This is a genomic window from bacterium (genome assembly GCA_016702305.1).
Taxonomy (GTDB): Bacteria; Electryoneota; RPQS01; order RPQS01; family RPQS01; genus JABWCQ01.
The window spans coordinates 140,228-164,762 of sequence record JADJEH010000009.1 but is presented as its reverse complement, the minus strand read 5'-3'; the positions used below and the strand labels follow the sequence as shown (position 1 = coordinate 164,762).

Sequence of the window (24,535 nt, the reverse complement as noted above, 5' to 3'; positions counted from 1 at the left end):
CTCCTATGTAGTGACGGGCGACCCATCGTGCCGCCGCAGCTTGATGTAAAAGGTGGCCCCTTCGCCCGCCCGGCTGCGTAGCGTCAAATCCCCGCCGAACCGGTGCATCATATCGGTCGAAATCGAAAGCCCCAGACCCGTCCCTTGGCCTTGAGGTTTCGTCGTGAAGTAGGGGCGAAAAATCTTCTCTTGCAATGTGGCCGGTACGCCGGGACCGTTGTCCGAGACCGACAGAATCACTTCATCCGGATTGACGGCTTCACAGCGAATTTCCACGCGCCCGGGTGAGTTGCCGCGCGCCTGCGGTTTGGCCTCGTCGAGTGCATGCACGGAATTCTGCAGGAGATTCACGAGCACTTGGCTCAGGCCCGTCGCCGACGCGGTTACCCGCGGGAGATCGGCGGGCAGATTGAGCACGATGTCACACTTGCCGCGCGCTTCGTGACGCACCAGAAGTTCAGCTTCTTCAACCACGGCCTTGACATCTACGGCATCCAACTGACCGTCGTCCTGCCGTCCGAACGCCTTCAGCGTTGTCAGCACGGCTTCAATCCGGCGACTGGCCATGTCCACGGCGCCAATCGCTTCGTTCATCTTGGCGATGAACTGTGGCGCCGGCAGATTGCCGAGCTTACCACCCATGACTTCGGCCGCTTGCGAGATGACGGGCTTGATCGCCTCGAACATCATCTTCAAGTTGGCGGCGTTCACGCGGCTGAAGGTATTCGGATTCTGAATTTCATGCGCGACGCCGACGGAGAGATTGCCGATCGTCGCCAACCGTTCACGCCGCGCCTCGACCAGTACCGCCTGTTCGTCGGCCGTGATGTCGCGCAAGTCCACGAGGAAATGCTCAGGGCTATGAACGAGTTGAGTCAGTTCACCCGTAAACAGCCGATCACTGGAGCTGATGCGCTCTTTGACGCGAAACCGTTTGCGGCCGCTGCGTACGCACTGTTCCAATTCGTGCACGAGATGCGGCAGAGGCGTGTCGCCGTCAACCGGTAATCCCGCCAGCGCGAGACCTGAACCCAGCGAGCGCCCGAGGGCTTTTTTGCGAAATTCGGGATCGGTGATATCCAGCGTCGTGGCCAGATTCCGATTCACCTTCCAGAGCGTCAAATTGCGGTCCACGACAAAGAGCGCATGCGGGAGCGAGTCGAGAATCTCGTGCTCGCGCTTCATCACTTGCCGCTCGAGCCGCGTGACTTTTATCAACTGCAAGAGCTGCCCGACGTGCTTCGTGCACTCGACCGGATCCAGCACTTCGTCAGAATCCGTCAGGATAAGATTGGGGTAGTCATTGGCAAGCTGCGTTGAAATCACCACGGCTATGGGATGAATCCGACGCGGTATGCGTAATGCGTAGAGAATCTCTTCGAGCGTAAGCTCATCATCGAGACTGTCTATCCATAACACCTCGGGGTCAAAGTCCGCGACCAATCCCAGGGCGACCAGGCTGCTGCGGACAATTCGCACTTCCAGGCCCAAGTCGTGGACTTGGATCGGCGCGGTCGGCCCGCTGGCATGCGCGGCCAACCATAGCACTCTTCCCAAAGATGTTGGCTGCTCGGTGTCGTCGGTCAGTCGGGGCGTGGCAATGCTCTCAAACACAGTTCACATTCATATTTGCTTAAGACCAGATTCACCTGTGCAAGGAAAGTGCCACGCGAAAATGACCGCAGGATGCCTCTGTCCGCCTCCTCACTCGTCCGTCATGTTTGACGGCATTTTGATTAAACACTTGATATTGTGTGATTTCTGCAATGATGAGCGATGGCAGGTGCTGTGGATTCCTCAGCAGTTTAGCTTGACCCGTGCCCATTGGTGGCCTATATTGGGGCGCTCCTGGGCTAAACGCACTAATGTCCGCCTGAAGTGCTGGGAACAATTGCAGTTCCTGATGGGTTTCTGCTTCAGTCCAGCTCTGCGGACACCCCAAACTGTCCCAACCGAGGTCTCGCTGTATGGTCACGCGGGCAAAAAAGACCCCCTCGAAAGCACCAAAATCTCCCAAGTCCAAGGCAGCCGCCCCCAAGCCGGCCGCCCAAGGAGCCACGCGTCCCAAGCCTGCCAAACCGGCCAAGAGCCCCATGCCCGTTAAGAAAACTCCGGCGAAAGCCACCAAGACTATAAAGCCCAAGAAGACCGCCGCTCCGATTCAAGCCGCCGAGCCGATCGTGGAGCTTGCCGAGCCATTGGCCGAACCGATGCCGCCGATCAAGAAGGTCGTTGCCAAAACTGAACCTGTTGCCGTCGAAACCGCGAAGCCTGCCAAGCGGAGCCGCAAGGCCGCTGAGGAGCAGGATGCCGTTGAAACCGAAGCCGCGCGCACCGTGAAGAAGAGCGCGCGCGACGCCAACGACGACGAGGATGACGACGAAGAGACGCCGGGTGTGGAGGCTGCCGATGGCGACGATGAGCGCGACGACGATGAAGAGGACGATGGCGACGACGATCGCCCCTCGCGGCCCCGCAAGGCGGATGGTGGAAAACGCGGTGGACGCATGCGGAAGCGCAGCGCTACCGAGGAGTTTCTGGAAGAAGATATGGAAGTGACGGAGGAGGTCGAGGATGTTGAGATTCTCGACGACCTTGATCCGTTCTCGGCCACGCTGATTCTTGATCCGGATTTGCCCGGACCGCCGCCTGCACCAACGGCTGCCGCACCGCTCCCGCCGCGCCCGAAGCGGTTAGCGCCGCGCATGCAAACGTGCATCGAGTGCGGACAGCCGCACGGTTGGCTGTCGGTTGAGCGCGTGTGTTTCAACTGCCTGAAGAAACGTGTCGCCGCGCGCAAGCGTGAGGAAGACTATTCCGGTTACGGCGGCGTGGACGAAGGCGGCGGGGACGACGAATACTAGGTTCATCGCGATAAATTCAAAAAGCCCACTCATGCGAGTGGGCTTTTTGCGTTCATGACTAGTCAACTAACTCTATCTTACGCAACGGGCGGCATCCCTGCCGCCCGTTAAGACTTATCTGCGCCGGTTGGCCATGCGGCCGTGGGCGACGCCTTGATGGCATTGAATGCACCTTCGTTCACCCACGTGATCGGGCAGCGTGTTATTGACCAGCGTCTGATGACACTGCACACAATTGTCGGTTACAATGTCTTCGCCTGATTCTTTCAACCGCATCAACTGCGGATCGCCGAACGTGAAGACGTAGGAGTGCCGCGCGCCGTGCTCCACCTTTGTCGCGTACTTGCCCACGAAGTCGTGCGGAGTGTGGCACTCATTGCACGTGACGTTCCGGTGACTCGACACCCGCCAGCCGTCGTACGCGTCCTTCATCACGTGACAGTTCATGCACGCCCGCGGATCGTCCTGCAAATACGAGTAGGCCTTGCTGTAGTACACCGTGTATGCGCCGATCGCCAGGAACGCGCCGAGCAATACCGCCGTCAGGGTGACCAGAGTGTTCGGGGGTTTCATGTGGCGCCTTTCGCTTAGTGCGTCAGCGCGGCAACTTCGAGCTTACCGTGTTTGGCCAGCAGTTTGGTCGCAGCGAGTTCCGCCTGCCGCGCATAGTCAATCGCATCACCCAGCATGCGCGTAGCCTCTTGCGGCGCATGGAAGCCCATCGAGTTCTCGGCTGAGACAAAGTCCCAGCGAATGTGCGACTTGCGATGGAGTTTGCGGCATTCGGCCAGCTCTTCATCCGTTGCGCCGGCGTCAATCGCGGCCTTGATGGCGTCAATGGCCGCAATCAGCGCCACCTCCGAGCGATCCATCAAATTCCACGTGCGGTCCTGAATCTCGCGAATGCGCTGAGCCATCTCCGTCTCGCTCTCGCGGTGGCAGGTCAAGCAGGCGTTGGTCAAATTCATGTACGGAGAACGAATCCAGTGGTCGGTGACCTTAACCGAGCCGTCGCGCGTGTAGGGCATATGACAGTCGGCGCAGCCGACGCCGCCGCGCGAATGAATGCCCGCGCTCCACATCTCGTATTCGGGATGCTGCATCTTGATCATCTTCGCGCCCGTCTCCGCGTGCACCCAGTCTGAGAAGCCGATCGAGTCGTAGTAGGCTTCAATCGAGTCAATCGAAAGCCCCTTGTCCCACGGGAAGGTTACGTACTTCGTTTCCTTCGGCCAGTAGTATTCCACGTGGCACTGTGCACAGGCGTCGGTGCGCTTCAGGTTCTGATCGTGCGCTTTGATGTCAATTCCACGGCGCGTCTGCGCTTCGATGTACGCCGGACGGCGCACCACAAGCTCCATGGTCTCCGAATTGTGGCAATCGCCGCAGGAAATCGAATGCTTGAAACCGTGCTTTTCGACGAGCTCCGTCACCGGCGTCTGGTAAAACGCTTCAGCGCCGTGCTCTTCAATGAACAGCGGTACCTGTGGGCTCTTGCAGGTCATGCACGAGCCGGGCTTCTTGTCGCCCAGCCGTTTGATGTTCAGCATGTCCGGCATGGCGTTCATGTGTCCGCGTTCTTCGTTATAGTCCACGCTGAACGGATAGCCCGCGAACAGGCGTTTCATGCGTGGGTCCTTGTCGAGTTTGGAGATGGACTCGGAACCGCCATAGCGGGCGTAGGGACTGATTGTCGCCAGTTCCGAGGTCTTCATCGTCTTCATGTACGCGGCATATTCGCGCGGGAAGTTCACTCTCCACTTCTCAGGATCGGGTTCGCCCCAGGCGATTTCCTGCGTCTTGATATATGAATAGCGGGATTCCTGCTTTTTTTCAAAGATGTCAGTCAGCAGCCAAAGGAGCACCAGGACGCCCACCAGACTGATGACGAAGATGAGCAGGGTCGAAGCCCCGCCGTGTGATAACTTGTTTTTCTGCATGAATTGGGTTCTCCTCTTAGGATATCATAATTTAGCACCGGGCCATCTGGGAATCAATAGGCCGTGATCTTGACATTTTTGGCCTTAATTGCTGAATAAACTTAATTTAAGATTTATAAGTCCAAAATCAGGAGGCGCAATATTGTTCTTAATCGCACGCTATTGCACTCATTTTGATGGGGGTTGCTTCTTTGGCCTAATGAGTGTAGATTCAGAGTCTGTAATTAAACCGCTGCGGAAGGAGGTGAGTCTAAGCCATGACATTTGTCAAAGCCCGAGATGGGGAACCGATGGAGCGCCTTGTGCGCCGTTTCCAAAAAGCCTGCGAGAAATCCGGTGTCCTCTCCGAACTCCGCCGCCGTCAGTTCTATGAAAAGCCCAGCGAAACCAATAAACGCGAAGAAAGCCAGACCAAGCGCAAGATCCGCAAAATCAACCGCATACTTCGTAATCGCTAAGCTGCCGTCCGTTTTTCCGTCTCGCCCGTACAGCCGTCTGTCCGGGCGATTTTTTTTGTCCTAAGGTTGCGAACAAACAAGCGCTTGGCTATCTTCTTGGCATGACTACTGGTTTGCATCTCCTCGACTATCTGATCATCTTTCTGCTCATCGGCTTCGCGATCGGCGGCGTCAAGCGCGGGCTTATGTTCGAATTGATGGTTACGATCGGCCTCGCGACCAGTCTGACCTTGACGCTGGTGTTCAGCGAGCAGCTGCAAGGCCTGGCCGGGCGCTTCGCCGCGCCCGGGTGGGAGTTGCGCTGGGGCTCGGGACTCGTGTTCCTGCTGTTCTTCCTCATCATCTATCTCATCTTCGCCTACTTCGGTCACCGCCTGCACCAATGGATTGACGGCACGAGAGCCAAGTGGCCCGACCGGATCCTCGGCCTGTTCGGCGGCATCGCCAAGGGAATCTTCCTGATCGCCGCGCTGGTGCTCGTCATTCAGTGGGCTGACGCGAGCGGACAGATGCGCACGTTCATGAATAAGTCCAAGCTGATCCGTTACGGCCGCGACATCGCCTTTGACATCACGCATTGGGAGTCGCGCGAAAACCGCGAATGGGTGTGATCGGCGAAGAGACTATTCACGCCCTCGAATGGGAACGCGTGTTGCAGATTGCGGCGGAACTGGCCGCTTCGCCACTGGGTGCGGAGCGGCTTTTGACACTCGAACCACCGCTTACACGGCAGCGCGCCGATTTGCTGTTGACGCGCACGCAGGAGATGGTGCGGGTGCTGACCGAGACGAACGGCGGCCTGCCGATGGACGGCTTGGCGGATATCCGCGAAGCGCTGTCGCGCGCGAGTATCGAAGGAGCGAGCCTCGATCCGCTCGACTTGCGCAAGATCGCCGAGACACTCACGTGCATCAACCGTGTGCGCGCCCAACTCGCCAGCCGCGCGAGCTACCTGCCCGAACTCTCCGGCCTCGCGCATCGGTTGTGGGATCACGGCCGCATCGCCAAGCAGATCGAAGGGGCTATTGATTTGAACGGCGATCTTTTCGACGACGCTTCGCCTGACCTTAAGCGGCTGCGGCAGGAGCGCCGCCGCGAGAGCAAGCATCTTGAAGATCGTCTCGGTTTGATCATGCAGAAGTGGGCCGATCAAGGTTATCTGCAGGACAGCGTGGTCAATTATCGTGACGGGAAACTGGTGTTGCCCGTGCGCGACGACGCCAAGCACAAGGTACAGGGCGTGATGGTGGACACCAGCGCGTCGGGAGCCACGGTGTTTTTGGAACCGGTCGAGACGCTGCCGATATCGAATAAATTGCGACAGCTCGAACTTGAAGAGAAGCGCGAGATTCACCGGATTCTGCTCAAGCTCACGGCGCTGGTGTTCGCACAGCTTGAGGAGATTGCGCTGTCGCTCGAGCTGATGAGCGAACTCGATGAACTCTACGCGCGTGCGCGGCTGGCGCTGCGCTGGGAAGGCGTGGCGCCCGAACTCAATGATCACGGCGTCGTCCGGCTGTGGCGCGCGCGGCATCCGCTGCTGCTCGAGCGCGTGCGCGAACGCAAGCTCGCCGAAGTTGTGCCGTTGACGATCGAAATCGTGCCGCCCGTGCGGTCGGTTGTGATCTCCGGTCCCAATGCCGGCGGAAAGACCGTTGCGCTGAAGACCGTCGGGCTGTTGAGCCTGCTGGCCAACTCCGGCTTCTTCATTCCGGCGTCGTCGGGCAGTCAGATGTGCCACTTCGCCACGGTATGGGCCGATATCGGCGACGCGCAATCGCTGGAAGGCGATCTCTCGACTTTCACCGGGCACGTCGCGCGACTGCGCAAGATGACTGAAGACGACGCACAGCCGAAGCTCTTGCTCGTGGACGAAATCGGATCCTCCACTGATCCGGCGATCGGAGCCGCTTTGGCGCAGGCTACGCTCCTCGAGTGGACCGGACAGGGCGCGGTCAGCGTGGTCACCACACACCACGGCGCGTTGAAGGCCTTTGCCCATGAAACCGAAGGGCTGGTCAACGGCTCGATGGCTTTTGATGAGCAGAGTCTTGTTCCTACCTACCTATTTCGCGAAGGACTGCCGGGCTCGAGCTATGCACTGGAAATTGCTCAGCGGGTCGGCTTCCCGGAACGCGTGCTGAAACGCGCGCGCGGTTTTCTGGACCGCGGTGCGCTGGGTCTGGAAGAGCTTGTCAGCGAGCTTTCGCGCAAGATCGAGGAGTACGAAAAGCTGCGGCAGGAGTCCGATCTCAAACTCAACCAATACGAAGCGCTGGCCAAGCTCTATGAAGAGCGCACCGAAGAACTCAAACGCATCAAAGCGCAGGCGCGCAAGCAGGCGCTGGCCGAAGCGGAGCAGTTGATTGACGAGTCGCGCGTGGAAATTGAGCAGTTGGTCAAAGTCATCAAAGAACAGCAGGCCGAGCGCGCGTCCGTGCAGGCTGCACGGGACAAACTGCGCGAATTATCAAGCAAAGTTTCCGCGGAGCAGAAGCGTGCCGACAAGGATCTCGCGGTACCGCAGCCCGAGCGCAACCGCCCGACCGTGATCGAAGCCGGTTTGCGCATCGCAGTAGACGGGGTGGAGGGCGACGGCGTCGTCACCAATCTTAAGCGCGGCGGCAAGCAGGTTGAAGTCGAGATGAACGGCGTGCGATTGTGGTTTGACTCCGCGCGGCTCTACATCCCGCCGCTGACGATGAAGAAGAAATCGGACAAGGTCAGGATCAATGTCATGCTCTCGGAAGAGCGTATCACCGGTGAACTGGATTTGCGCGGTAAGCTCGGCGACGAAGCCGTGCCGATCATTGACCGCTATCTGACCGTCGCGTCGTCGCACCGCTATCCGTCGGTCAAGATTATTCACGGCAAAGGCACGGGCGCACTGCGCGTGCGAGTCCGGGAGTTCTTGCAGCGTCACCCGCTCGTGAAGCACATGCACGACGGCGGCGCGAATCAGGATGACTTCGGCAGCACGGTGGTGGAGTTGTATTAAGCGGACACTGCCGCTGGAGAATGAAAACGGGCGACCCTGATGGGTCGCCCGTTTTGCGTTCCGCCGAATTGCCGGCGGATTACTTCAGGTACAGCAGCTTGGTTGTCGCAATCGTTGCGCCGCTTGTCGCCCGCACGAAATACAGGCCCGCCGCGCCCGTGGGCGCCCATTGCAAGCGATGCGCGCCCGGCGTGAGGTTGGCGAGGTTGGTTGCGTACACTTCACGGCCCAGCACATCGGTAATCGTTACTGCGATTTCACGCGAACTGCCGACGGCGAATTCAATCGTCGCCACGCCGTTGAACGGATTCGGATATGTATTCACGAGTTCAAAACCCTGCGCCAGCGGCAGCGGGCGGTCATCGGCGGCCGTGCCCATGATGTCGGAGACGTATCGCGGTGTGATCTGATAGCCATCCGAGTACGGCGAGGAGTCGTCGAACTGCGTGAGAATGCCGCGCACGGTGAACGCGCCAGCCGGTTCGCCGGCTTGCCACACACCCGTGTCGCGATCAATGCGCAGGCCAACTGTGCCGTTGCCATCAGTAATGGTCAAACTGGCATTCTGCGTCGGACCCGTCGGCCAATCTCCGTCCACGATTGTGACGTTGCGCATCTCGATCAACATGCCTTCAAATGCTTCAAAAGCCGACGCGCCGGTCAGCACCAGCGGTTCGACTTCCGCGTTGCCTTCCAGAACGTCCACACGGAAAGAGCAGTTGCCTGCGCCCGAGGAGACGATTTCCGTTAAGCCGTTGAAATTGCTCACCCAGCCGGAGACTTCGACGCAGTCGCCTTCCGCGATGCCTTGCTGCACGCCACCGCCGAACACGTTGACGCCCGCGTTGTCATCTTGCACAAAGAAGCTCGACGTCGAGTCGTCCACGACGTAGTTATTGATGTTCACCACGCCGCGCACTATGACGAATTCGCCGTTGAGTTCCGGTACGCCGTTGCCGTCGTTAGCGCGCACATCTTCCAACATCGCGTTGATTGGTTCGCACGGTTCGCCGCTGTTCGGCGCGCCCGGGGTCTGCGTATCCGACGCCACCCAGTCCGTTGCGTTGTGGTCGGTGTCTGTGTGATCGGGAATACGAGCGAGCACTCGGTTCAAACCGCCGGATGGGAACGGATCGGGAGCGTTGCCGCCACCTTCGCCGTCACACGACTCGGCCGCGGCGCATTCGCCGTAACAAAGATGATCAACCGTCTGACCGCTGTTATTTACAAGATCCAGACCGTCGCATTGCGGACCACCCGTGCCACCGGCGTTCTGAAAATCGTGCGGTGCCACCTGATCCACGCCGGGAACGCTCGCGCCGCCGACGACGTAATAGCCGTCATCCGGAATCGTGCCGGTTAGATTCACAGTCAAGTGAATAACACCGCCGTTGCCGTTGATATTCACCAGCGACCAACCCGCGAGATTCGTGCCCGCGGGCCCGTAAATTTCCGTGTACATGATCGCCGTGTCATCCGTGCCCTGCGTGTCGTAGAGCAATTCGTTAATCATGACCTGCCCGAACGCCGTCGTGGCCAGCAGGCAGAGCAGCACAAGTGCTTTCAATTTCATGGTACGTGTCTCCGATTTATGTGATATGTTCAGAAGTTGTTGCCGTTGTTTAACTGCGATCGAGGAACTGCCAGCGACCGTCCAGCATCGGACGGAGCGGCGAATGCGACTTGATATACTCGATAATCGCGTCGCGCATGTAAACGCCCGATTCGACGGCGGCCTGACTGCGCAGTTCGGCGAGCTTTTCCATTCCGGAATTGCCTTCGAGCAGATAGTCCGTAGTCACCAGACGATACATTTTGTCGGCCTGATAGGGCGCGCCGCCGATGTCCAAGCCAACGATGCGGTCGCCGCGTTCGCGGGAGCGATCTACCTTGACCTTCATGCCGCCTACATACAAACCGCTGCCGCCGTATGCGACTTTGTCTTCGAGCAGGTCCTTGATGAATTTCCCGGAGACTTCCACCGAGCCGAGCGTGTTGTCAAAGGGCAGGATGTTAAACACATCCTGCGGCGTCACGTTGCCCGCCGGGAGGTCGGTGCGCACGCCGCCTTTGTTCGTCAGCGAAATATCACCCTTGAGCCGCCACAGCAGGGCGTCGCAGACCAAATTGCCAAGCGCCGTTTCGCCTTCGCCGATGCGCGTGATCGGCTGCTCGGCCACGCCGATACGCTCGTTGAATCCCACCTCGACACGCGCCACCACCGTGTCAATGCACTCGGCCACCTGACGGTCGCGGGGGAATTGATCGGAGAACAATGTAATCAACGTGCTCTCGTCGGAGAAGTTCTTCCAACCGAGAAGCTGTCCGGTCGCCAAGTCAAACTCAAACTCCACGGCCATTAGATTGGTACCGCGGCCATACCCTTGAAAGCAAGGCGTGTGCGTGACAGGATCCACCCACGGTTCGACATAGCCGACGTGAATATCCCCCGCGAACAGTGCGTCAATACCGCTCACGCGGCGGGCCAACTCAAAGGCGTTGCGCGTATAGGGCGTCTTCCAGCCCGCACTCTCGGCCTCTTCCAGATCGGCCCAGGCATCCCAGCGGTCGAAGGGCAAACCCAAGTGGCAGACTGCGATGATCGCCTGGCAACCCTGCGCCAGCAGCGTGTCACGATAGCGTTCGAGCGTGGTGGTCTCCGGCGCGAAATAGAGATTGCGGACGTTGTCGGCGAAGCTCGCGCGTTCGGTGCCGCTCGTGGTCATGCCGATGACGCCCACTTTCAGCGGACCGAATTGCTTGATCATATACGGCCTGGCAAAGGCCGTCGTATCACCGTCGCGCACATCAAAGATGTTGGCCGAGAGCGTCGGGAATTGCGCCTGCTTGATCAGCCGTTCGCAGACGTCGCGGCCCAAGTCGAACTCGTGATTGCCGATCACCCACGCATCGTACTGCACTTCATTCATGAAACGCATGACCGCTTCGCCTTCACTCTTGGTGCCGACGAGCGTTCCCTGAAAGATGTCGCCCGAATCCAAGAGCAGAAATCCCTTGCCTTGGGCCTGAGCGTATGCGCGCAGCCGCCGCGCGAGCGTGGCCAAGGATGCGCCGCCGCCCAGTTCGGGCGGGAACTCCGGATTCATAAATGAGGCCTGCGCCGAGTCCACTCCGCCGTGCACGTCGTTGGTATTGCAGATGACCAGCGAATACGTTTCCGCGGAGCAAACACCGGCGAACAGGGCGCATACGATACAGGCTAACAGCAAATGCTTCATGAGGAAATTAAACGTGTGAGATTTCGTTTCAATCGCCGCCGCAATCGTTCCCAGCGGTTCAAGCCGGAGACGTAGTCCGGCGCGCGGTCACCCCAAATCTGCGGACCGAAATCGGCGTAGGCCTTGTCCAACGCGGCCAGCGTCGCTTCACGCAGCCGGTTCATCATTTGTGACGAGTGGATTCGGTACGAGCAGTGCACTTCAGGCAGGTTCGCATAGCGGAAACCTTGCGACAGGCCACGCAGCCACAAGATTGTGTCCTCGCTCACGTGGCTGTCCGGATAGCCGCCCAATTCGATGATTCGCTTCACGCGATACATGAGGGTCGGATGGTGCAGCGCCGCCTGCACCCGATACTCTTCGCGGATGGCTTCAGGCGTCGTCGAGAACGCCACCGGTCCCGCGATAACCCGCCCCGTCTCGTCTATTGTGTCAAAATAGGTTCCCAGCACATCCACATCGGGGTGCGTTTGCATGAAGTCGTACTGTCTGCGCAGACGCTCCGGCCTCATCAAGTCGTCGCTGTCCATGCGCGCCAAGAGCTCGGTTTGACAGAGTTCGAGCATCCGATTGCAGGTCGCCGCCAGCCCGATGTTGCGGCCATTGTCCAGGATGCGAAAGCGCGAATCGGCGTGCTTGCGCAAGATCTCCGCTGATCGGTCCGTTCCGCCGTCGAGCACCGCGAGCACTTCAAATTCGCGCAACGTCTGAGCCTTGATGGACTCGATGCAATCGGCCAAGTAGGCTTCGGCGTTGTAGATCGGCAGCCCGATCGTTACCAACGGCTGACCGCTGCTTATAGCTTCCAAAGCTCCCAGCTCAGTGAAATCATCCCGCGGAACAGCCCGGTCTCGATGCGATCCCGGTCAATGCGATCTATCTCGCCATACAGCGACTGCGGGAACAGATCGTCCGCCGTGTAGTTCAGCTCTCCGAATTCGAGACCGAAATCGGCCTTCATCTCGCCGAGTTTGAATCCGATGCCCGCGGTGAAGAGCGTCGTGGCGCGATCCTTGTCCGTCGGTGACGTGGCATAGACGAGTCCGAAACGCGCCGGAGCTCCGGGGACGATCTGCTGTTCCGCGCCCGCGCGCAGTTCGACGACGTCGTTCATCTCGTCGCTGACTTCACTATAGGTGTGCAGCTCAGTTTCGAGATAGAGCATCGGGCGGAATTCATTCTGCGGACGATACTCGGCGCCAAGCGCCAAATGCGACGGGTATTTCACCGTCTGCGTGCCGGAACCCGTTGTCGTGGAATCCCCGATCGAGATCGTGCTCGTATATTCATACTTGAGCTTGCCCGCCGGAAACAGGGCGCGGAGGCCCAAGCGTACGCGCTCGTTGATTTGATAGGCGCCGCCGAAATTCAAATCGGCGGGCGTGCCCTGCGGTGAAAAGTCCGCGCGCTGCACGAGGTCGAGTGAATCCGGACTCGCATAATTCACGGCATGCACGTAGCCCCAATCACCGCCGAGGAAGGACAGGCTGAAGCCCATCGCCAGGCGGCCTTCCGCTGCGGCAGCACCCACGGCGTAGCCGCGCAGATCGCCGCTCACGTCGTGCGTGTTGAAACCCAGAATCATGTCCTGCACACCGCCGGTGGAGAAGCGGTTGCGCACTTCTTCATGATAGCGGTAGCCGAATTGATACGCCGAATAGCTGCCCACCGATAGCACGATGGATTGCAACTGCTCTTGCGGCAGCAGATAAGATACGCCGCCATCGAGTTTCGAATAGACGTGGTCGTTCAGCGCGTAGTTATTGTAGCCCAGCACGCCGTCGAACGCATCATAGAACGGATACGACCGCGTCTCCTTGACGCGCGCAATATCCGCTTGCGTGTTGAGCATCCAGCGCGTGGTCTGATCCGAGAGCAGCGCGGGGTTGCCCATCAGCGCGTGCGAGCCTGACTGACTGGTCAGGAATGTGTGACCAAGTCCGAGGGCCCGCGCGGTAAACGCGCCCGGACGTGTGCCCGCCAGATCATCCGGCAGCGGCGCCTGAGCCCAAGAGACAGACGCGAAAAACAGCAGCGTAGCGAAAATGCGCAGCAAGTTCATGGCAGAAAAAGTATGATAACTGAAAAGGATTACGGAATGATGAGCGAGTCCGAGGCGGTCAAGGCAGGTTCGGCGGGGCGCAGCGTGACGTCGTAGAGGAATGCGTCGCGCGTCGCCAGAGATGCGGTAATCGCTAACGTCGGGTGTTGAGCGGCCGCATCGCAAAATCCCGGCGGGCAGGAATCACCTAAAATGAAGATGCGGCTTTCGGTCAATTCCAGATTGCTTAAGTCCGTCGGCAACGGGCGCAGCGGACGATCCAACACATATTGCGCAAGCTCGGGCTGGTCGCTGTAGAGCGGCCACTGCGGACCGGTGCGCACTTCATACACCACCGGTGACGTCTGCCATTGGAAACCGCGCACTCCGTCGCCAGCGCGATAGAGCCACCAGGCTCCCGTGATCGTCTGCCACACGGGAATGATCAACAAAATTGCGCTGGCCCAGACTGCGAAGCGTGCACCGCGCCCGGAGAGTTCACGGGCAACGGGCGTGTAATCGCGGAAACTATCCAGCCCCAACGCGGGCCACAGCACCAAGGCAGGAAGCAACGGCAGCAGCGTGGCACTGAGCGGCATGACCAGCAGCTGCAAGGTCCACACAATGGAAATCAGAATCCACAGTTGCAATTCGCGGCGTTTGAGAGCGGGGCCGATGCCCGCCGGGCCGCGCGTTACCCAATATACCAACACCAAGCCGACAAGCACGAACAGAGTCAATATTGAACGCAGCCACATGGGCCATGCCGCCCACATGCTCCACGCCGTCAACTGGTCGAGCCCGACCAGAAAGCCCGCAAGGATGCCGCTGCTTTCCGGCCAGCCCGATTGTATCAGCACGAGCATCACCGGAACGATGGCCGCCGCGCTGAAGAACATGGCGCCGGTTGCGCGCCGTGCTAAATTGCCGCGGCCGCCTAAGAGAATGGCCAGTGCCGCACCCGCCGACAAAGCCACCGCCGGAATCCATAGCAAGGCGGCCGCCGTCAAGCACGCTGTTGCGGCCAGAAACGCGAGCACCTGCTCTTCCAGAAGGAACCGCGCCAAGGACAGGAGTCCCAGCGTGGCCAGAAGCATCATGGTCGGCACGGGCGAGAGGGTATAGACCTCGCCCAACAGGAGCATCCCTGTGCAGGCCGCCAAGGCCGTGCCTGCCACAATGGCGCGCGACAATAGATGGCGCAGATAGAAGCGCGTCAGCGTATAAAGCAGGAGGGCCGTGACCAGCGCCTGTCCAAAGCGCGCAACGCTCTCGATTGCAAATCCGGTTTCGGCAAAGAACGATAACCACAACGGCCACAACGGGCCCGCCGGGAAATCCGTGACACCAAAGGCGAAGGGCGCACCGCCTGCCAACCTGCGGGCGATGAGCAGCGGACCGAACTGCTCCTTGTGTACGGCCAATCCCCAAATCTGCGTCACCCACACGATCATGCCGGCGCTAAATGCGGCGATTCCCAATGGCAAATAGCGATCGGCGGCGGGGCGAAAAACCGGGCTGCGCGTCATTCCGAAGGTTTCGCCTCCAGAAGTGATTCAATCTGCGCGACCACCTCCGGCGCGTCCGGGAGCGTGCGGTAGTGAATCCGTGCCGCAACCTTGCCGTTGCGGTCAATCAGAAACTTTGTGAAGTTCCATTCAACCTCGGCCTGTGCTTCGCTCTGCTGGACCAGATGTTTGTAGAGCGGATGCTTGTGCTCGCCCAGCACCGGTATCTTTTTCATCAGCGGGAAGGTCACGCCGAAGTTCGTGGCGCAAAATTGTTGAATCTGTGCATCCGATCCGGGTTCTTGCGCACCGAAATCGTTCGACGGAAACGCAAGCACCACAAACCCGCGCGACTTGTACTGCTCGTACAGCTTCTCAAGGTTTGCATACTGCGGCGTATGTCCGCACTCGCTGGCGGTATTCACAACCATCACTACTTGGCCTTTGTAGGCCGCGAGTGACGTCGTGTCGCCGGAGTTGGTTTGGAAGGGGATGGAGTAGAGTTCGGAAGCCACGGACGTAGAAAAGAGAAGTGCAAAAACTATCGGGGCAAGTATTCCCATCGGCGGGGATCTTTCGGGTCGGGATAATAAACCACAGAACGCATCGTGCCTGTCTGACTGCCGATTAGGGCACCGCCAACGGTGCCGATTGCAGCGCCGATCCCGACACCGGAGAGAATAATTACAGCATCATTATCGTCTCTTCGTCCGCACGACCAATTGTAGTCAGGTTCTTCAGGGCCCGTCTCACAATGGTATTGCGGGTCTATCGCAGAAATTAGCAACCCGACGAGCAAACCCATTCCGCTACCCACGATTGCGCCTGTTATTGCGCCGTTTCGCGTTCCCATGCGCGAATCCTGTGTCGTCAGCGTGCGAATGCGCTCGTTCAGCATCACGACGCGGTCGGTCGCGCCGTCAATGCGGTAGGTTGTCGAATCGGGACCGATATGCCAATCCGTCACCCGCAGCATCGTTTCCGTCTTCGTGAACAGCCGCGCCGCGCGATCCTGATGCAAGAACTGCTGCGCCTCGGCGTAGCGCTCCGGCGGAGCGTCTTTGCGCAGGACGAATTGGTGAGCGCAAGATGAAAGGAACGGCAGCAGTGCAAGAAGCAGCCAACGCATAACCCCTCCTATGAGGTTATACCTTCATCCCCTTCACCTTGTCTTCAAAGCCTGCGCGGCCCATCAGTCCGTAGGTTAGGACTTTGCCTAATTCTACGCCCGGTTGGTCGTAGGGGTTGATGCGGTAGAGCGCACCGGCGAGCGATGTGGTCATTTCCCACAGCATGAAGAACTCGCCGACCGCGTGCGCATCCACTTCAGGGAAGGTCATCGTGATGGACGGACGACCGCGCTGGGCCAGGGCTTCGCGCGTGGCCGCAAACTCCGCCGCCATCAGCTTGTTCAGCGACTGTCCGCCGAGATAGTTCAGCGAGGATACCTGCGGGTAGAGTTCCGGCAGCTTCACACGCTTGCCAAATTTTTTCGCTTCAAGGAACAGGAAGACCTTGTCGTGCGGCCCCTCGATATAGAGCTGCACCTGCGAATGCTGATCGGTCGCGCCCATGGCCTTCAGCGGCGTCGGACCGACGTTCACCACGCGACCTTCCACATCAAGCTCCTTGCCCAGCGATTCGGCCCACAACTGTCGGAACCAATCGGCCAGACCATAGAGTCCGTTGGCGTAGGCCATCATGACGTGCATCTTCTTGTGCTGCGTCGTGTCCAGCAGATAGAGCAGCGCGGCCAGTTGGGTCGCCGGATTGCGGTGCGGGTCCGTGTCGAAGCAGCGCTCGCGCATCTCCGCCGCGCCCGCCAGCATTGCATCCACGTCATAACCCAGACAATAAGACGGGAACAGGCCCACCGGCGTCAGCACCGAGAACCGGCCGCCCACACCCGAATGCAGCGGTAATGTCTGCAAGCCTTCCGCGTTGCACAGCTTGCGCAAATCCCCCGTAGTCGGATCGGTCGTGCAGACGACGTTCTTCTTCCAGTTGCCGCCCAATTTCTTCTGCAGCTGCTCGAAGATCAGCAGCGTCGCCGCCGCCGTTTCCGCCGTGGCGCCGCTCTTCGAAATCACGTTGTAAACGGTCTTTTCCGGCTTGCAGAACGAGAACAAAGCATCCGCCTGCACGGGATCAATATTGTCCAGCGCGAAAAAGCGCGGGGCGCCTTTGCGCTTCGCACCGCTCAGCAGATTGTGCAGCGGATGTCCCAGTGCCTGAAAGATCGCTAACGGTCCGAGCGAGCTGCCGCCGATTCCTGCGAGCAGGAAATTCTCGTAGCCGCTGAATTTCTCGGCCAGCTCACGGCACGCCGCTTTCGTCTTGCCGTCTTCCGGCAAATCCAGATAGGGCAGCTTACCCGCCGCGCGTTCACTCCGTACATGCTCGACGGCCTTCGTCGTGCGCTCCAAAGCAGGCTTCAGCATCTCGTTCGAGATCCCGTGGCCCGCGAGCTTTTTCGATAGGGCGTAACTGACTTGAATGTTCAGCGACATGAATACTCCCAACGGCTAACGGGCTGCGCGGATCGCAAGTCCCGAGGATGGCTACAATAGGGCTGTCCGGCCGGGCGGCTTGGCTGCCGTCCCTGGCCCGCCTTTAGATTTTTCTGCTAAGTACCAATTATAGAGAATTTTATGCAGGACTTCAAGGCGAAAATTGAGCTTCTCGCCACCCGCGTGAGCTGGTGTGGGTCAAGGTCGGTCTAACCTTTGCACCATAGGAAGCGGTGACTGCCCAGTCGCTGTAAACCCTGGATTTCCGTTGGTAAAGGCCTATATTCTCTTGACAAGCTGGAAAAAGATACCTATACTCCTGAGTCATTTTGACACGAGAGATACCCAGCGAAAGTTCGCTCACCCTTTTCCCGTTCGATGTAACTGCTTTCTTCGGCCGGAGTCCTTCCAACCAGAGCGACTCCTCGTGCCGTGTGGTTACGCCGGAGGGGAAAAAGGTTCGCGAACTTTTTGTTTATGGCACCCTCTATAGCAAGCATGAAATCTAAGATTCCGATTATTATCGTCTTAATTGCGCTGACGGGCCTCTTTTGGCAGAGCTTCTCCCAAGCCGCCAAGCAGAAGCCGACGGCGCTCAAACCGCTTGCGAAAAAGGTCGAGCCGGGGCTGCGCGTGCTTGAAATCGGCCCGGATCGTATCCTCCTCGAGTGGTACGCCCCGCCTACCGAGACAGTCACCGATCCCGTCACGGGGCAGGTCACCGAGGTACGGATGGCCGGGACGAACCTCGCCCATGAGCCGGGTGTCATTCTCCTCCCGACCCTGTCCGAGGTGTTCGATGCCTTGCCCGGGCAGGTTTCAGTGACCCTGCTCAATCCCGAATATGCCCCGCTACTCCTCGGCGACTGCCTGCCGATGCCCGAGGATTGGATTATTGACGACCGACCTTCGGCCCCCAGCGAGGAGGCGGCGGGCATTACGCGCGTGCAGTCCGAAGGCCTCTCGCTTTTGGACCGCCAGCTCCGGCAGCCGAAGTCGGCGCAGCTCACTCCGGACCGCAATGTTGAGGTGTCCGAGGCCGGAGTCTACCGTGGTCACCAGTTGCGGTCTGTGACCCTAAAACCAGTTCAAGTCAATACTTTAACCGGAATGGGCCGGATTCTGAAGTCGGCAAAAATTCAGATTCTTCTGCCTAATTCGTCAAATGACGAAATGCGGATGGCTGATCGTGCGACTGAGTCCCGTGCCCTCCGTAATATGCTCGGCATCCTCGCCGAATCCGCTCTGCCCACGCGGATCCCGGATCGGCGGGAAACCCGTGAACACGACAACCTCGACGACCACGAAGGCCCGATCTACAACGTCAACAGTTGGCGGGTCTACGTCCGCGAAACCAGCATCGTGCGCCTCACCGGTGAGTACATGCACCTAATGGGCGTGCCGCTGGACCGTGTAACGCCATGGGACCTGCACGTCTACAATAAGGGTCGCGAGATCCCGATTGTGGTCGAAGGACAGGAAGATGGCAGCTTCGATGACTTCGACTATGTCGAGTTTTTCGGTGAGCGCAACGAGCGCACCTACCTCGACAAAGTCCCGTCGCTGTATCAGGACCCGTTTTCGGCTGAAAATTGCTATTTGCTCTATTGGGGCGACGGACGGCCGGGCATGAGGCTGGGTGAGATCAATGGGTCGTGGCAGCCCACCTGGAACCTCTCGCTCGAGCGCAGCGTGCGTGTCACTATGCACTTCGAGCGCGACCGTTACTACGACCGACTGTCGCAGTCGCCGATTTATCTAAGTTCGCGGCTTACCCGCGAAGGACCGCTGGCGCTGATTCAGGATAACTGGTTCTGGGGCGATCGCATTGACGCGCTCACGTCGCGCAACTTTGACGAATTCGTCCCCTTTCCCAATCCCAACGCGCCCTTCAGCTTCTTCCCGGTCATCGTGCGCGCCTGCATGACCGGCTATAGCCCCGGCGGCCTGATCCTCAATCACTACGCAACGGTCTCGCTTAACGGTCTGACCGATAACGGTCTGACGGCCGGCAAGCAGAGCCTATCCGATCCGGACACGTCGTGGGTTGCCGAAGAGCCGATCATCTTCGAGACCGTACTCGATTCCGGTGTCAGCCACATCCAAACCGAGGACCTGCTGAACGGCATCAACACCTTTTCGGTGACCGTGCCCGGTAACGAACTTTCGGGAACGCTCGACAAGGTACTGGTCAACTGGTTTGAACTCGAATACGAACGCGACATGCGGTCGCGCAACGGCGAATTCCGCTTCCACTTCGACAAGACGCTGGGCGACACGTTCGCGTATGATATTCGCGGCTTCGGTACGCCGAACGTGCAAGTCTGGAAACTTGGCCAGGCCCGCCTCACGTCGCTTGACACGCGCCGCGTCACGCCCGCGGACGAAAGCGCCAGTTGGTCCGTGCGCTTTCCCATCATTTCCGACGGGCCGCAGGATGTGTTGGTCTTCGGCGAGAATTACATCTTCCCGCCGTTCCGCATGGAGCCTGACACGATTCAGATTGATCTGCGCAATAACACGGGCGCGGAGTATGTCATGATCGCCTACGATCCATTCCTGGCCGACACCTCGCTGCGTATTCTGGATAGCCTGCGGCGGATCAGCTTTGACAACTCCGTGCTGACCATCCCGCTGTCGGAAATCTATGAACAGTTTTCGGGCGGCCTGGTCACGCCGTACGCCGTGCATGACTTCCTGCAGTATGCCTACGACAACTGGGATGTGCGCCCGACGCACTGCTGTCTGATTGGCGACGCCGTCTTGGAACAGCGCGAAGGCAACGTCCCCGGGAACCAGATTCCGTCATTCCCCGCTGTGACGCTGAGCTTCGGCGCGGCCTCCGCCGACTATCTGATGGGCTGTGTCTCCGGCCCCGGTTCCGACATTATTCCCGATATCGCCGTCGGTCGGATTTCGTGCCGCACACCGCTCGAATTGCAGACCTATGTCGGCAAGATCATCAAATACGAAACGGAACCTGACTATCAGGGCATGTTCCAAAGTAATGTGCTGATGATTGCCGATACTTTCGACGGCTCTAACAACTTCTCGCGCAACTACTCGGAACCCGCCATCCGTATGTTCACGGAGGGCGACCGCTGCTACAACGTCACGCGTCTCTATCTCGACAGCATCCCCGCCGGACAGGGACCGATTCGCTTGCGCGACGAATTGCGCAACGGCTGCGTCGTCGCAAACTACAACGGTCACGGCGGCGGCGGCGTCTGGTCCGGCGCGCGACTGATACAGGTGGACGGCGTGCGGCTGCTCAACAACCGGCTCTCGTTCCCGTTCATCACCAACTTCACTTGCTACGTAGGCGCCTTTGACGACCGCAGTCAGTCAGCCGTGCTCGGTGAGGCGTTCATGTTCACGCGCAACAATAACAATGATCTCATCGGGGGCATCGGCTTCTACAGCTCCTCCGGCGTCGGTTGGGCAATTTCCGGTCAGATCATGCAGCGCAACCTTTTCGATTTCTTCCTTGAGCCGCCCGGCTATACCATCGGCGAAGCGGTCCAGTTCAACAAGGCCCGCTATTGGAGTGCGCTGAATACCCCCGTCACGTTCACGCCGACGATGGGTATGATGATGATGATGAACCTGCTCGGCGATCCGGGACTGCGTCTCAGTCTTCCCAAGGAGACGATCGAACCGGAGATATTCGCCGAATCGAACGTCCTCGACCCGACCGACGGTGAGAATTCCGACTCGCTGCGCGTGATCATCAACCCGCCGTGGGAGCCGTCACAGGCTTTACGAGCGTACGTCGCGCCGTACAACGGTGATGTAATCGAGGCCATTCAATTTGACACAACGCGTGTCCGCTTCAGTCTGCGCTCGACACACACACCCGCTTTTGACCCGCGCGACTTCGACCCGCTTGATTGCGAATCGCGGCCCTGCACGACTGAGGCGGTGGGCCTACCGCGTTTCGTGGCAACGCGCGGCAAGACCGTCGTCTATATCACCGACCCGATTGCGCGCCGCAGCGCGATTGGCTGCCTGCCCATCTTCCTGGCTGACAGTCTTGAGCATGTACAGATTCTCGACGTCCTACCCGTGCCGGGACCCGTGGCGGTCAGTGGTGAGGAGTTCCGCGTCAGCGCCACCATCCTGCATCAGGATGACGTAGAACGTGTGCGCTATCGCGGCGTTTATACGCCGGCGCAAGGTCCGATCACGATTGACACCGTGAACATGGTCCAAACCGAACCCGGTTACTTCCAGACGCCGTTACCGCTCGGCCCCTACGATTTCGACACGGAAGGCGCGACCTACCGAATCAAATTCTTCGTCACTCCCACCGGACAGGATGAAATCGAATCGAGCTTCTATGACCTGCCTCTCGAACAGCAGCCCGACTTCAATCTGACTTTCGTGCAATCGTCGTCGCCCGGCGAGCAGGGTGGACGCCGACCGTACTATTATCAACCGATCCGCGTGAGCCGCTCGTCCGCCACGGCTGATATCGGCGACGTCAAGTTCCGCCTGATTACGGTACGTGATTGCACGTACTTTGCTTCAGGTGATACGGTGCGGGTTCTGCTCGACTCCTTTGCCGTGGATCACATCGTCTCGACGCTTGGCTTTGGCGAAGCGGAGCAGGGCGCATGGATGCCCACAAGCCTCAGTCCCGCGGCTTATGACCTGACGATCATCGCGGATCCTGACAACGAGTATCGGGAAAGCAACGAGAACAACAATCGCCGTGATGTGACTATTGCGCTGCCCAAGTACTATCCCGTGGCGCAGACCATCGGCACCTTCTACGCCCGCCCCTTGCAGGTCGGCGCTCATCGCTACTGGTCCATGACCCAACGAGACACGCTCTATGTCCGTGTGCCGCCCGGCTCGCTGCCGCGCGACAGCGCGAGCATCGGCTATACACAGCCGCGTGCGCTGGCCCAAGCGGATCTGTTCGGCCTTCAGGCTCTCGGGCTGCGCACACCGTTCAGCCAGAGCACGCACGGCGTCTTCAAGGCCATGTTCGACGACACGCTGGCCACGCTGTCTGATTCGATGCCGCTGTTCGTCACGCTCAAGCTCGAAGGCCGGGACACGCTGCGCGCGTCCGTACCGGTCAATAACTATGCAGTCTTCGCGCGTGATCCGCGCCGTGACTATTGGGTGCGCGCGACAAACTTGCAGACGACGAGACTGCCGGTGGATACCTTCCGCGTCACGAATCCCGGCAATCCGTCGTTGGACTCGATTGTCGTTTGGCAGCTCAGTATTACCGGTAGCGTTCCGCATCTCGGTGAGCTTGCGCTGTTCCGCCAAACCGACGTGCAAGGACCGAACATCGAACTCGCCGTGGGCGGGTTGCGCTTCACGCAAGGCGCGCTCGTCCCCGACCGACCGCAGATTTTTGCGACGTTCCGTGATCCGGCGGGCGTTCAGCGTTCCGGCGAGACATTCCATCTCATTCTTGACGGGGATACGCTGGCGGACGATCTCATCGCCTGGAATGACACGAGCCTCGTGTCTGCCGCGGCGCTGACGGCGATGATCGAACCCGATCTCGCCGACGGTCAGCATACACTCGAAGTGCGCGCCACGGACAACTATGGCAACGTCTCGTCGTACGTCGCGCAATTTGAAGTGCGCGGCACGTTCGGCTTCGAATGGGCGATCAACTATCCCAATCCGTTCCGCAACAATACGACCATCGCCTACGTGTTAACGGGCGTCACCGATGATTTCACGCAAATCAAAATCTACACGGTTTCAGGCCGCCTGATCCGAACCTTGCGCGATACCGAACGGGCCACCGCCAACTACCGCACGATGACCTGGGATGGCCGCGACGACGAGGGTGAAGAGGTGGCCAACGGCGTATACTTCGCGCGCATCATCGCCAAGCATCACGATCAGACCATCGAAGAAACGGTCAAGCTGGCCAAGGTGCGCCTGTGAAAAACATCCTGCTCAGCGCCCTGCTTCTGCTGCTGGTGAGCTCGTCGGCTCACGCCGCCAAATATGCCGGTGAGTTTCTGGAACTCGGCGTCGGCGCCCGCGGCATTGCCATGGGCGGTGCCATGGCGGCGCATACCTACGATGGTTCGAGTTTTTACTGGAATCCCGCCGGGATGGGCTACGTCACCGGTATTCAAGCCACCGGCATGTACGCTGACTTGTGGGATGGGCTGGCGAACTTCTCTTCGACCGGTATCACCTTGCCCGTTACCGGATCCGTGTTCGCGATTAACTACGTTCGGCTGGGCGTGCCGGACATTCAAGCACACCCGAACTACGACGACGTCGTCAATGAGATACTCGCCCGGGCGCCGGCCTTCCGCTATGTGGTCGTGGACGGCGACACGGTTTATATCAACTCCGTTCAAGAGTATCTTCTGGCCACGGGCGCGGCGCCGGACGGACTTTTCACGGACAACGAGTCGGCGCTGTTCTTCACTTTCGCCAAGTACAATCAGTTCACCATGGATCTCGGCTGGTCCTACTTCACCGTGCCCATGGAAATGCCGATTGGCCTCAATCTGAAACTGATAAACAATAAACTCGGCGACGCCTCGTCCACGGGAATCGGTGCGGATGCGGGTATTCAGTTCCGCTTCCCCTTGGATGAAATTATCCTCGAGAATTGGCGCGCCAAGCTGTCTTACGGCGCCGTCGTTAAAGACGCCACGCGCACGGAAGTGGACTGGGGCGAGGGCGTCAAGGACGCCGTTCCCACCAATTTCTACAGCTCGGTCTCGCTCGAACAGAAGATGCCTGGACGCAACAGCCGACTGACAATCGCCTACGAAACCGAAAAGCGCTATGAGCGCCGCCGTCACACGGGCATCGAGTACAATTTCGAAAACGTGCTCTCACTGCGCGGTGGACTCTGGCACGACGAATGGTCCGCGGGCGCCGGCGTCTCGTTCTGGCGCATGAGCGCCGACTACGCGTACTATGCCCGCGACTTGGGAACAACCCATCGTGTCAGCGTCTCGATCAAACTCAAATGA

At 59.3% G+C, this 24,535-nt stretch carries 17 protein-coding genes; 6 read left to right on the top strand and 11 right to left on the bottom strand.

Annotated elements, in window-relative coordinates:
- Nucleotides 1-3: 3 nt before the first annotated feature.
- On the bottom strand, nucleotides 4-1,614 hold the full coding sequence (locus tag IPH10_09490; protein MBK6911144.1) for a hypothetical protein: 1,611 nt from the start codon (nucleotides 1,612-1,614) through the stop codon (nucleotides 4-6).
- A 479-nt stretch (nucleotides 1,615-2,093) separates the two neighbouring features.
- Here IPH10_09490 and IPH10_09485 point away from each other — a divergent pair, with 479 nt between their 5' ends.
- On the top strand, nucleotides 2,094-2,864 hold the full coding sequence (locus tag IPH10_09485; GenBank protein MBK6911143.1) for a hypothetical protein: 771 nt from the start codon (nucleotides 2,094-2,096) through the stop codon (nucleotides 2,862-2,864).
- A 114-nt stretch (nucleotides 2,865-2,978) separates the two neighbouring features.
- On the opposite strand, the gene nrfH is transcribed toward IPH10_09485, so the two are convergent.
- Both nrfH and IPH10_09475 read right to left on the bottom strand, forming a co-directional pair.
- Nucleotides 2,979-3,437, bottom strand: a complete 459-nt coding sequence (gene nrfH / locus IPH10_09480) for a cytochrome c nitrite reductase small subunit (protein MBK6911142.1) — start codon at nucleotides 3,435-3,437, stop codon at nucleotides 2,979-2,981.
- A gap of 14 nt (nucleotides 3,438-3,451) precedes the next feature.
- Nucleotides 3,452-4,759 (bottom strand): ammonia-forming cytochrome c nitrite reductase subunit c552, encoded by a 1,308-nt coding sequence (locus IPH10_09475; protein MBK6911141.1) that lies wholly within the window; start codon nucleotides 4,757-4,759, stop codon nucleotides 3,452-3,454.
- 302 nt (nucleotides 4,760-5,061) lie between these two features.
- On the opposite strand from IPH10_09475, the gene IPH10_09470 reads away from it, so the two are divergent.
- The 3 genes from IPH10_09470 (at nucleotide 5,062) to IPH10_09460 (ending at nucleotide 8,260) form a co-directional block, all read left to right on the top strand.
- Nucleotides 5,062-5,262, top strand: a complete 201-nt coding sequence (locus IPH10_09470; protein MBK6911140.1) for a 30S ribosomal protein S21 — start codon at nucleotides 5,062-5,064, stop codon at nucleotides 5,260-5,262.
- A 101-nt stretch (nucleotides 5,263-5,363) separates the two neighbouring features.
- On the top strand, nucleotides 5,364-5,873 hold the full coding sequence (locus IPH10_09465; GenBank protein MBK6911139.1) for a CvpA family protein: 510 nt from the start codon (nucleotides 5,364-5,366) through the stop codon (nucleotides 5,871-5,873).
- Nucleotides 5,864-8,260, top strand: a complete 2,397-nt coding sequence (locus IPH10_09460; protein ID MBK6911138.1) for an endonuclease MutS2 — start codon at nucleotides 5,864-5,866, stop codon at nucleotides 8,258-8,260. The genes IPH10_09465 and IPH10_09460 overlap by 10 nt, the downstream gene beginning before the upstream one ends.
- A gap of 79 nt (nucleotides 8,261-8,339) precedes the next feature.
- On the opposite strand, the gene IPH10_09455 is transcribed toward IPH10_09460, so the two are convergent.
- The 8 genes from IPH10_09455 to IPH10_09420 are packed head-to-tail and all read right to left on the bottom strand — an operon-like array spanning nucleotide 8,340 to nucleotide 17,558.
- A complete protein-coding gene (locus IPH10_09455) occupies nucleotides 8,340-9,833 on the bottom strand; it encodes a T9SS type A sorting domain-containing protein (protein ID MBK6911137.1) in 1,494 nt (497 codons plus the stop codon).
- Nucleotides 9,834-9,882: 49 nt separating this feature from the next.
- Nucleotides 9,883-11,499, bottom strand: a complete 1,617-nt coding sequence (locus IPH10_09450) for a bifunctional metallophosphatase/5'-nucleotidase (GenBank protein ID MBK6911136.1) — start codon at nucleotides 11,497-11,499, stop codon at nucleotides 9,883-9,885.
- On the bottom strand, nucleotides 11,496-12,308 hold the full coding sequence (locus IPH10_09445; GenBank protein ID MBK6911135.1) for a glycosyltransferase: 813 nt from the start codon (nucleotides 12,306-12,308) through the stop codon (nucleotides 11,496-11,498). The genes IPH10_09450 and IPH10_09445 overlap by 4 nt, the downstream gene beginning before the upstream one ends.
- Complete coding sequence (locus IPH10_09440) at nucleotides 12,296-13,555, bottom strand: hypothetical protein (GenBank protein ID MBK6911134.1); 1,260 nt, start codon at nucleotides 13,553-13,555, stop codon at nucleotides 12,296-12,298. Before IPH10_09440 ends, IPH10_09445 begins: the two co-directional genes overlap by 13 nt.
- A gap of 35 nt (nucleotides 13,556-13,590) precedes the next feature.
- Complete coding sequence (locus IPH10_09435) at nucleotides 13,591-15,069, bottom strand: hypothetical protein (GenBank protein ID MBK6911133.1); 1,479 nt, start codon at nucleotides 15,067-15,069, stop codon at nucleotides 13,591-13,593.
- Nucleotides 15,066-15,611: a glutathione peroxidase gene (locus IPH10_09430; protein MBK6911132.1), complete on the bottom strand. Its 546-nt coding sequence runs from the start codon at nucleotides 15,609-15,611 to the stop codon at nucleotides 15,066-15,068. The genes IPH10_09435 and IPH10_09430 overlap by 4 nt, the downstream gene beginning before the upstream one ends.
- Nucleotides 15,590-16,177, bottom strand: a complete 588-nt coding sequence (locus tag IPH10_09425) for a hypothetical protein (protein ID MBK6911131.1) — start codon at nucleotides 16,175-16,177, stop codon at nucleotides 15,590-15,592. Before IPH10_09425 ends, IPH10_09430 begins: the two co-directional genes overlap by 22 nt.
- Before the next feature lie 16 nt (nucleotides 16,178-16,193).
- On the bottom strand, nucleotides 16,194-17,558 hold the full coding sequence (locus IPH10_09420) for a glucose-6-phosphate isomerase (protein ID MBK6911130.1): 1,365 nt from the start codon (nucleotides 17,556-17,558) through the stop codon (nucleotides 16,194-16,196).
- A 498-nt stretch (nucleotides 17,559-18,056) separates the two neighbouring features.
- On the opposite strand from IPH10_09420, the gene IPH10_09415 reads away from it, so the two are divergent.
- Nucleotides 18,057-23,480: a T9SS type A sorting domain-containing protein gene (locus IPH10_09415; protein ID MBK6911129.1), complete on the top strand. Its 5,424-nt coding sequence runs from the start codon at nucleotides 18,057-18,059 to the stop codon at nucleotides 23,478-23,480.
- Entirely contained in the window at nucleotides 23,477-24,535 is a 1,059-nt protein-coding gene (locus IPH10_09410; GenBank protein ID MBK6911128.1) for a hypothetical protein, read from the top strand. Before IPH10_09415 ends, IPH10_09410 begins: the two co-directional genes overlap by 4 nt.